The sequence below is a fragment of the Candidatus Sodalis sp. SoCistrobi genome (assembly GCF_900143145.1).
Taxonomy (GTDB): domain Bacteria; phylum Pseudomonadota; class Gammaproteobacteria; order Enterobacterales; family Enterobacteriaceae; genus SoCistrobi.
Genome location: NZ_FRDB01000103.1, coordinates 1 through 10,053, shown reverse-complemented (window position 1 = coordinate 10,053; position 10,053 = coordinate 1). Strand labels below are relative to the sequence as shown.

9 protein-coding genes and 2 pseudogenes are annotated in these 10,053 nt (G+C 49.6%); 4 read left to right on the top strand and 7 right to left on the bottom strand.

Annotated features, from left to right (window positions below):
• Nucleotides 1–229, top strand: a 229-nt coding sequence (locus tag CINSTRO3249_RS08605) for an integrase core domain-containing protein (RefSeq protein WP_143146879.1), incomplete at its 5' end; no start/stop codon positions are given.
• A gap of 107 nt (nt 230–336) precedes the next feature.
• On the opposite strand, the gene CINSTRO3249_RS08600 is transcribed toward CINSTRO3249_RS08605, so the two are convergent.
• The 3 genes from CINSTRO3249_RS08600 to CINSTRO3249_RS17605 form a co-directional block, all read right to left on the bottom strand.
• Nucleotides 337–1,650, bottom strand: a complete 1,314-nt coding sequence (locus CINSTRO3249_RS08600) for a flippase (RefSeq protein WP_074012977.1) — start codon at nt 1,648–1,650, stop codon at nt 337–339.
• Nucleotides 1,651–1,943: 293 nt separating this feature from the next.
• Nucleotides 1,944–2,369 carry a hypothetical protein gene (locus tag CINSTRO3249_RS17610; RefSeq protein WP_074012976.1) on the bottom strand — a complete coding sequence of 142 codons (426 nt, stop codon included), beginning with the start codon at nt 2,367–2,369 and terminating at the stop codon, nt 1,944–1,946.
• A 115-nt stretch (nt 2,370–2,484) separates the two neighbouring features.
• The gene (locus CINSTRO3249_RS17605) at nt 2,485–2,781 is read right to left on the bottom strand and encodes a winged helix-turn-helix domain-containing protein (RefSeq protein WP_074012975.1); all 297 of its coding nucleotides are present in this window, start codon (nt 2,779–2,781) and stop codon (nt 2,485–2,487) included.
• A 1,124-nt stretch (nt 2,782–3,905) separates the two neighbouring features.
• Here CINSTRO3249_RS17605 and CINSTRO3249_RS08585 point away from each other — a divergent pair.
• Nucleotides 3,906–4,463, top strand: a complete 558-nt coding sequence (locus tag CINSTRO3249_RS08585) for a TorD/DmsD family molecular chaperone (RefSeq protein ID WP_074012974.1) — start codon at nt 3,906–3,908, stop codon at nt 4,461–4,463.
• Nucleotides 4,464–4,710: 247 nt separating this feature from the next.
• Here the strand turns inward: CINSTRO3249_RS08585 and CINSTRO3249_RS08580 are convergent, their stop codons facing one another.
• The 3 genes from CINSTRO3249_RS08580 to mdtH all read right to left on the bottom strand — a co-directional run bounded on the left by CINSTRO3249_RS08580 (nt 4,711) and on the right by mdtH (nt 7,541).
• The gene (locus tag CINSTRO3249_RS08580; RefSeq protein WP_074012973.1) at nt 4,711–5,277 is read right to left on the bottom strand and encodes a lipoprotein; all 567 of its coding nucleotides are present in this window, start codon (nt 5,275–5,277) and stop codon (nt 4,711–4,713) included.
• A gap of 260 nt (nt 5,278–5,537) precedes the next feature.
• Nucleotides 5,538–6,185 carry a glutaredoxin 2 gene (gene grxB / locus CINSTRO3249_RS08575; RefSeq protein WP_074012972.1) on the bottom strand — a complete coding sequence of 216 codons (648 nt, stop codon included), beginning with the start codon at nt 6,183–6,185 and terminating at the stop codon, nt 5,538–5,540.
• A gap of 138 nt (nt 6,186–6,323) precedes the next feature.
• A complete protein-coding gene (gene mdtH / locus CINSTRO3249_RS08570) occupies nt 6,324–7,541 on the bottom strand; it encodes a multidrug efflux MFS transporter MdtH (protein ID WP_074012971.1) in 1,218 nt (405 codons plus the stop codon).
• A 280-nt stretch (nt 7,542–7,821) separates the two neighbouring features.
• On the opposite strand from mdtH, the pseudogene rimJ reads away from it, so the two are divergent.
• Nucleotides 7,822–8,408, top strand: a pseudogene (gene rimJ / locus CINSTRO3249_RS08565) (ribosomal protein S5-alanine N-acetyltransferase).
• Nucleotides 8,408–8,677, top strand: a pseudogene (locus CINSTRO3249_RS08560) (Gfo/Idh/MocA family oxidoreductase); the annotation flags it as partial. The pseudogenes rimJ and CINSTRO3249_RS08560, both read left to right, overlap by 1 nt.
• A gap of 16 nt (nt 8,678–8,693) precedes the next feature.
• On the opposite strand, the gene CINSTRO3249_RS08555 reads toward CINSTRO3249_RS08560, so the two are convergent.
• Nucleotides 8,694–10,053: flagellar biosynthesis protein FlhF (locus tag CINSTRO3249_RS08555; protein WP_254304262.1), on the bottom strand; the 1,360-nt coding region annotated here is incomplete at its 5' end.

Here is a 10,053-nt window from a genome sequence, read left to right as displayed (position 1 = left end):
CGGCGACTCCTACGATAATGCGATGGCAGAGAGTATCAACGGGTTGTACAAAACGGAGGTTATCCACCGCGGGAGCTGGAAAAACCGGACGGAAGTGGAGTTGGCCACGCTGGACTGGGTGGACTGGTACAACAACAGAAGGCTGCTCGGGCGGCTGGGTTACATCCCTCCTACTGAAGCCGAAATGAACTATTACGCTTTGCAATTAGCATCAGAGGAAGCGGCGTAGTATTGCCAAAATTACTCTCTAATAAACTCGGGGTTATTCACTTTTTAAAAAGCCGTGAATATTTCAGTTGATGATAGAGCAGGTCCGGCAGAAACTTTGTGGCTGTCTTAGCGATTGGATTTAGCATAATGTTTAACCTCAGAAATTAACAAAGGTATACTCTTGTAGGAGGATAAGATCTGGCTGGTAATGAGGCCTTTTCTAAAGAAGGCATTGAGTATGAAGAGTGATGAAAATTCTGAAAGTAACGTGGCGAATGCTGCTCCTTTTATTCCATATAAGGGGATGAGATAGCTATTGAGGGCGATGTTGAGTACGGCGATAAGCGGCATCTTGACCGCAACAAAACGAAATCCGGCATTCATGATGATCACCCGATAAGCCACGGTGCCCATCACGCTAAAGCAGGTGGTAACCGCGCCTATCAGCAAAATGCCCGCGGCGGCGTGATAGGCTTTGCCGTAGATCAGATCGATAATGGGCCCGCTTAGCAGGCTGACCACGGCGATGACGGGGATAAATGTGCTGATGGCTATCACATACAGCAAATGGATCAGCTCATCGGCCTTGCTGCTACTTTTTTCTCTGACAATGGTCGACATCATGGATGTCACCAGCGCGGATGGAATAATCGCCCAGCCTTGGGTAATAGATTGCGCCGCACTGTATAAGCCGACGGCATAACTCCCCAGATACTTCGCCAGCATAATTTGATCAATGCGCGTATAAATCACAATGGATAAGCTGGAGATGGCCAATGGAAAGCCGACCTGCAAAAGATATAAATGATATTTTTTAATATGCCGTGGCGTTAATTTCATTTTAACTAGACGATTTAACGTCTTTTGTGAATAACTGAATAGTAACCTGCGAATCATGAAGGGCACAAAACTGCGGGCCACAACATAGGCGACGGCAAACCACACCAGGCTCAATTTTAGGTAGACAAAGGTGAGGTTAAGAATGATAAACAGTATAAGAGCACAGTTGTTGATAATAAGATTTATTTTGGATCGTAGAGTGGCATCAAAGAAAATTTTGTAAATATCATGGATGCTGAAAAACGTGCTCAACAACAGCAGGGCCAGAATCACAACCTCATTATGCTTTAGGTTTAGCGATGCCCATATCATTAACGCGGCACTGAAGAGCATAAACATTTTAAATTTTAACTTTACAGATGCCGTCATTAGCCGCATGCCGGAATATCTGTTCTTGGCAATGCGATTAAAAAGGATGTTATCGCTCCCTAGCTGAACAAAAGGCATGATCAGGATAACGATAGACAATAAATAGCTAAAGGCGCCAAAATTAGCCGGCCCCAAGTAACGGGCGACAAACATGGCAGAGATGATACCTCCCCCGGCAAAGCACAATTTTTCAAGAATGATCCAGAATGTATTAAAAATAATCGCCGTCATAGATACCATTTCATAATGAGTGAAAATAAACCGCAGGCAAGGTTGTCTGCTCGCAGGCAAGACTGTCTGCTGCGACGCTTAGGTTAAGCTGCGGTGACGAATATTTCACGCTGTTGCAATATAACTATATCTCGTCGTCAGCACGAACAACTGAAATTACTGTGAAATAAATTTCAGTCGAGGTGATTTCATTTCATATTTCATTTGAGATTATGATGAAATGATCAGCAGCCCGATTTCATATGTGAAAAAACCCGCCAAAGCGGGTTTTTCACCAATGTGCGCTGAGAGTATTAACGTGCCGCACTGGGATTGCAATAAAAGTAGGCGTCTTCCAAGCCACCGCTCGCGCCTACGCAACGGTTTGAATGAAGTAAAAGAGGATTATCATTGACCGAACAGGTGGCGGATAAAGTACTAAGGTCTTGCCAGTCTGCTTTCTCATCTTCACCGCCAGCAAGCGAAATATTCTTGTTAAATAAGTAGGTCAAGGCGGTAGCCATCAATATACAGATTGTCAGACTCACTAAGACTATTTTACGTTTTTGATAATAGAGTCGTTGTGTCAGAGAAAACAGATAACGCCAGACGCCCATTCCCTGTAAACTTTTATCGGGGTAAGCATCTTGATAAAGGTCCGCGGGCGTTTTGGCATGGGCCGGTAGCGCCCATACCGGCTCTGTATGATCAGAGGGATCCATATAAAGTTCGTCAATCACTCTGGGGACCGGCTGTGCCGCTGATGCCTGTTCAGACTGAAGGGATGGCTGTTGGCGGTCGGCTTGGCTATCCGCCTCGCTTCCGGGCAGGGTATAAGGCGGGCTAGAATGCATATCAAATCGATGTTTCTCTTCGATAATATAGCCAACACGCGGGACAGTTTTTATAATTTCGTGTTCTTTGTCGCCTATTTTTTTTACGGATAGATTTTATTGTTTGATTGATTGTAGAATCAGAGCAATAGGTTCCTTTCCAAATTTGATTAACAAACTCTCCTCGCGTAACGGCTTTAGGCGAGTTTTTTACCAATAGGCTCAATATTTGGTACTCTTTCCAACGAAGCCGGGTATGTAGATCGGGGGCGACTTTTACATCAAGGTTATCGACGGTAATAGTTTCTGTAAGTTTCATTTAAAAGTACCTCAGATATTTTTTTTCTTATCGTAATGCTTTCTCATAAGCTATACATGAAAATGAAAACTCAATTAATTTAATTAGATGACATGATTTTCATTTTTTTAAGCGTAATGACACATAAATCCTCCTATGAAGATGAGTGGGTGTGAAGGCTAATCAAAGTTAGTAGAAGGCTTGGCAAGCTGTTAGGGTAATAATTCTTAATTTTTTAGTCAAATTATTCTTTTTAACTTTCAGGCGCTATTGACAGAACGGTATGGATTTATCCGGGTTGCAATACGATTTTGTATGATATTTATCCAAAGATAATTGGCTCAAAAAAATAATTTTGCAATGGGTTTTTGGCTGATTTTGTGAAATTAAATATAAAATATTCAACTTAATGATTTTTAATGTTTTCACATTAATAATGAAATTAATTTTGTAACGATAACGCTTGCTTTGGTTTTTATCAGGATTACGTGAAATTTCATGTCCAGCTTCGTATTTTATCGGCAGGGTAAGAAAATGTGCAGTGTTTTATGCTGCCTGCATTCGCTTAAATAGTGATATTCATTATCCGCCGTCGTCCGGTGCTATTATGAATGCAAGCCGCGGGCGGGCGTCCATTTCATCAATTTTACATAAAATATTTGAGTATTATCCTAACGGCTTTGCCGCGTGAAATATCCTCCACGCGACGAAATACCTCGTTTTCACTAACTTGTGCGCTGCCAAACGACCGGTAAAAGGGGTGTTAAATAGCTAAGAAAAACTGGAGTAATTTAGGATTTTTCCGCCCGATAGTCACCGGGAGTTATTTGTTAAACTTGATCAACGTTACTGTTTAACCTTTTTTAGTTATTCGTTCAGCTGCACGCGTGGAAACGGGGACCCCCCAGCGGTTGATGCTGGGCAAGCGACGTCGAATCTTGAGGTTTTGCGCCGTTGCTGTCTGGCAGCTTCATTGATGCCGGCGGGGGCAGGGATCTGTGACGTGTTTCTGGGCGAAAACACTAGGCTTATGAAACCCAGTAGGCGTCACGGCGATATTTTTGCTACACCGATGGGGCGCCGACATTGCGCATTAGGTTAATCTATGACACTGTCTGCGCCGGTTAACCGCTATAGGTATTAAAATGAATGATTTTTCGCTGGTGTGCCGGGTTATCGGTACCTTGTTTTATCGTCAGCCGCAGGATGAGGTGCTGGCGCCGTTGCTGACGCTTATCGCGCAGAATAAGCTGGCCGAACACTGGCCGCTGAAACAGGATGCGTGGCTTACGTCCATGCAGCAAGCATGTGTTCCCGACGTGCTGCAGCAGGACTTTATGGCGTTGTTTTGCGGCGATGCTCCCAAGGTTTCCCCCTACCGCTCCGACTGGCTTGACGCTGATGAAGGCGAAATTCGCGCGTTTCTGCTTGCTCGCGGTATGCCCTGCGGCGATAAGTCGACCGACCATTTCGGCGCATTGTTGCTGGCGGGATCCTGGCTTGAAGATCAGGCGCAACAGGACGAAACCGAAGCGCAGCGAGAGCTGTTTGACCGTTTTATTCTGACCTGGAGCGAACGGTTTCTTGACAAAGTGGAAGCACAAGCCGACACAGGATTTTATCGTGCATTGGCGATCCTCTGCCGGGAAGCGTTGCCTGAATTACGTGATGAACTGGGCGCCGACGTACAGCTTCAAGGGTAGTGGGCTGCGGAGAAAAGCGGTGCTAGGCAATCGCTGGCGTTATAATCTGAAATAGCTTACGCCTTAACGAGTCAATCAGAGTGGCGACGCGCCCGGAGTCCCCATCATTTCCTGCCGTTTTTAGGGGGACGCCGGATGACGATTCGTCTCAGCATTGCGCCCGCTCCCTCACGTTGACGCCGCTTACGGTGGGCCAGTCTGGCCTAGAAGGAAAACCGTAATGCCTGCCGGGCTTGCCGCCGCGGGATCAGCGGGTAAACGGAATCACCAGCTCGCCGGGCTTGACCTCGAGCCCTCTCGCCAGTTTTTTCGCCAGCGCCTCGCTTTTGCTGCGGCTGGCGTCTAAGCGATAGGCCGGCTGGGTATCAAACCAGCTTTTAAGCGACTGTTGCAGATAAGGTTCCAGCGTACGCAGCGTGCCGGTGAGTTTTTCCGGATTGACCTCATAGTGAACCAACTGCATATCTTTGAGATAAATCGCCCCTTGTTCAACGTCATAATAGGGCTGCGCTTTTAGCGTCAGCTTGACGTCGGCCTGCTGCGATCCGATCAGAGAAACGACGTTGAAGCGGGCATTGCCGGCCAAGGTGACCGTGCCGGGCTCTTCCCTGCCAATTTGGCTGTGTAGATCTTGCAACACGATATCGGCCGAGATAAGGCCCGGAATACCGATGGATTTGTGAAAGTCATTGTGCTGTTGCAGATAGTCATTCACTTTCTGTTCGCTGAGACTGTAATGCGTCAACCTATTACAGCCGCTCAGCAGCAGGCCGCAGGCCACCACCGCCAGCGCAAAGCGTTTACCTGGTTTCATTCCTTCCCCATTGTTGTTACATCCTCACCGCGAGGATTGGCCAAGCATAACACAAATGCGGTGGGGTCAGGGATGGGCAACGCCCCGGGCGGGACGTTACCGATGCGGGCTATTGCGCTATCTTTACGCCGGCTACTACCCCATGCCGACAGGCGGATAGGCCAACCCGGTGCAGATTAAAGCGCCATGCCGACGGGCTGAAACGCCGTGTCGAGAGGCGATACCCTATGTTGGCTGGCTGGCAGGCCAACCGGTGCAAGTCATTGCGCCATGCTGGAAAGCAGGTTGACCTGCGTTTGTTTGGCCATATTATCGCGATAATCAGCGACGCGGGTAGGCCAGTCGATACCGGCGACGATAGTCAACGAACGTAGCCAGGGAAACAGGTGAATATCGTCTTCAGACAATTCGCCGTTGCAGGCATTGGGTTGTTTTATGAGCGGATCCAACTCGCGCAGCTGCTGGCTGATTTTTTTCACTAAACCCGGCGTGTGATCCAGCAGTTGAGCAAAATCCCCCATGCTGGCCTGTTTCTTTTTGATGAAATACTGGCGGGCCTGCTCGGTGGCGAATTCTTCCAGGCTTGCGCGCACGAAACGCGGCAGCAACAGGCGCTGGGCGGTGTCGCTCATGTCTTTCAGCCATTTGCCGATAGCGGGCTGGGTTGGACCGGTCAACAGCGGCTGCCGATCGAGTTGGTCGACATAATGCACGATATCCATGCTTTCCGGCATAAAGCTGCCGTCTTCTTTTCGCAAAATTGGCACCATTTTTTGACCTACCATCGAAATGGGGGTGTTCTCATCATCATTCGCCAAGACTTCCAGCGCGATGGGAATATTTTTGAGGCCAAAAATCATCCGGGCTTTGACGCAAAAAGGGCAGTGCTCATAGATGTATAATTTCATATTGTCGGCACACCTCCCGTGGTGTGTCGGCGCCTGTTGCGCCGACAAGATACTTTGAAAATAAAGTATGGGTAACATTTCGCGTGGGATCAACCGCAGCGCCGCACAGAAGAGCGCGGGTTGAGGTCAGATGCGTAGTTAGGAGCCTTCGCCGCGGCCGTTGAGCATCGCGGGCTCGATAGGGCGCTGCTGGAATTGACGATATAAGCCCAGCAGAGTGATAAAGCCTATCAGCCCCAGCATGAACCAGGGAAGCTGCGGGATCTCAAGCCGGTTGCCGACATCATACAGCCAACCGCCGCCGCTATAGCCGATAGCGCCGCCGAGTGCCAGGCCCAGCCGGCTAAATCCCATATAGCTGCCGCGGGCGCGGTTATCCGCCAGCGAGGCGCCCAGCGTTTCGCGCGCGGGTTCGGCAATGATTGAACCAATATAAAACAGGCCAATCAGCATAAACAGGGCGCGCAGATCCTCAATCAGACCGATGGGAAACAGGCTCAAGAGCATAACGGTCAATCCCGCCATCAGGCGGGTTTCCAGCCTGAAGCGCTTTTCGCTCCAGCGGGCAATGGGGTAGAGCAACGACAGCGACAGCGCCGCTTCGATAGCGTACATCCATTTCACCGCCGCCGGCTGTCCGGCAACCTCATTGACACGAATCGGCAGCATTAACATCACCTGCACCGACAGCATGTAATAGCCGGTCAAGGTCAGGACATAGGTGACAAAACGGTGGTCGCGCAGCACCCGGCGCATCCCTTCCAGCATAGGCGACCGCACGGTGGAAATGCGATAACCCGGCAGCAACCAGGCATTGAAGATGGCGGCAAACACAAACAGCACCGCGCCGGCCAGGCAGACCAGCTTGAAATCATAGCGCAACAGCCAACTGCCGAGCAGCGCGCCGATAACGGCGCAGGCGCTATCTTGCATCATCAATAGCGAATAGAAGCGGCCACGCTCCCACGGACGCGTCAATTTGATCACCAGCGCCGTCCGGGGCGGATCGAACAAGGTGCCCCCGAGCGCGGAAAGCGCGCAGGAAAGCCACAACAGCCAGGGTTCATCGGCTATGCCCATCAAGACAAACCCCAGGGCGCGCATCAGCATACCGGCGATAATCATCGGCTTTGCCCCTAGTCTGTCGGCGAAGGCGCCGCCAAAAATCCCCAGCCCCTGCTGGATAAATTGTCGCAGGCCCAGCGCAATGCCCACCAGCAGCGCGGCCCAGCCGAGTTGATCCACAAAACGGATGGAAATGAGCGGGAAGACCACATAAAAGCCCATTACCACCAGCATATTATCCATTAACAGAAAATATTTACCCAAGCTCCGAGCTTGCGAGACCGACGACATGCTTCACCCTAAGATGCAATAAAGGCTATGAGGACAGCCTATTCTGACCGGAATATTTGTTTAGCGATAGTGTGCTTAGGGATGATATTTTTTAATAGCGCGGAATTAGCAAAGCATATAATTTATTATCAACATTATATTATTTTTTATAAGTGGCGCAGCGCCCCGGTCAGCATAAAACGCGGCATGAGGCTTAGGGAGATCGGCGGCGGGGTGTTTGAGGCCTCAACATCGACCTTCGCGCCGGTGAGAGTCTGTAAAACGGGAGGGTGGAGGAAAGATGTTTGGCTATCGCGCAGCGTCGCCAAAGGTGCGACTGGTCACCGACCGGCTGGTGGTACGTCTGGCCAATGAACGGGACGATTACCGTCTGGCGGAGTACTACGCGGGCAATCGGGATTACCTCAAACCCTGGGAGCCGATTCGCGACGACAGTCATTGTTATCCCTCCGGCTGGCAGGCGCGTTTGGGGATGATCAATGAAATGCATCGCCAGGGCAGCGCATATTATTTTGTCCTGCTCGATCCGTTGGAAACGGAAATCCGTGGCGTGGCGAATTTCAGTAATGTGTTGCGCGGTTCATTTCATGCGTGTTTTCTCGGCTATTCGTTAGGGGAAATGTGGCAAGGGCAGGGGCTGATGTTTGAAGCGCTGCAGGCCGCGATCCGTTATATGCAGCGGCAGCAGCATATGCACCGAATAATGGCTAACTATATGCCGCACAATCATCGCAGCGGCAGTTTACTGGCGCGGCTCGGTTTTATCCGTGAAGGTTACGCAAAAGATTATTTATTGATCGATGGCCAGTGGCGCGATCATGTTTTGATGGCGCTCACTCACAGAGCGGATGGACGCCCGGACGTTGATGCCTCAGGGGAGGGGTATGACATTACGCATTGGTATAATCGGCTTGGGCGGCATTGCGCAAAAAGTGTATTTGCCGCTGTTGAGCAACGCCGCCCGCTGGCGTCTGGTGGGCGCCTTTTCACCCAATCAGCAGCGGGCGCAGCCGCTTTGCGACAGTTATCGCATCCCCTATTACACGCGAATTGATGAACTGGCCCAGCAGTGTGATGCCCTGTTTGTCCATAGCAGTACCGACAGTCATTATCAGGTCGTGAGCAGTCTGCTAGAGCATAGGTATCTACACATCAGGGAGGAGGCTTAAGAGCAACTCTCGCTAAATGAGTAAGTTCTTCCAGACTATATTCCGATAATAATTTTAGTGTATTCAACAAGATGGATAGGCCAGCGAGCAGAGCAGGAGCGCTCTCTCTGCGGCCTCGCTTTTGCTGTCGTCCTGACAAGCGACATATCAGCTGGCGGGCTGCCGCATTTTCTTCTCCTTCAGCGCGTTGCAGCCGCCATACCAGAACAGCAGCCATACTGGCTATTAACAACCTGCGTAGTACGGCTGGCGCGCTGCGCTGAAGCCATGTTTCTACGTCATGTCCGGCACCTTTCAGCAACTTAAAAAATGATTCAATATTCCAGCGCCAGTAATACCAACGAGCTACTTCCTCGCAGGTGATCTCGCTGCAAACGTTTGTAAGCAGCGTCCAGCGTCCCACCACATTACCGAGATCATCCGTAAGCCGAACAACAACCAATCTGACCGTCAGAGGCTCTCCAGGTTGGATTTTTATGCGGCGGCCGGTTTCTTTATCTTTACGCTTCTGCTGCGCAGCTCGGGTTATGACTATCGAGGTTTCACTGATTTCCATATCAGCTTTTTTCCCTTTCCAGTCTACCTGTCCGCATCCGTTGTATGGCAGAAGAGCAGCAATCTCACCAATTTTCAATGAATTACCTTGCCACTCTGCACCATGTCCTTCTTTTCCTCGGATAAGCCAGCATATTCCTTGAGTACTCAACGTCCGCATATGTCCAATAGAGTCACCCTCTCTATCAATTATATGAATCAGCTTTTTACCTATATTAAGCGATTCCACACGGGCAATATCGGTCGTCAAGGCGTCCATATGTGTCTGCCGTTCGGACAGTCCTTCCGCCAACGTTGAATGACAACCGGTTGCATCGGTAAGTGTCTGAGATAGAGGCGCTATTGGCAAACCCGTGCCAGCATCAACCAGCAAGCTGCTTTGAAGTTCATATCCAACATCGCCACCGTGCGTCATTTTTAAGCGTCCGTATTTGGCATGATGGTAAAGAAATTGTAAACGTGACCAATCATGAACAACGAGAGCGTATGGATGCGGGCTAAGCGAAATTTGCTCAAGTGCTAGCGAAATAATTGGCTCATTGAGTTGACTGAAGCTAATTCGCTTATTATTCAGAAAACGCCAGACAGCTTGGGTAGTTGCGAAAGTTGATTTTTGAGCACTTGCGAGGTCTTTAACCGCAGAAGCAAGAAGAGCCGCGGGCGTCATATGCTGTTTAACCAGCGTCTGATATCGGCGGGTAAGGCGAGAGTCAATCCCGCCAACAGATAGGTTGAAATCATTCTGCAAAGTAATAACAGGTATCACGATAAATGTGTAGATACCTATG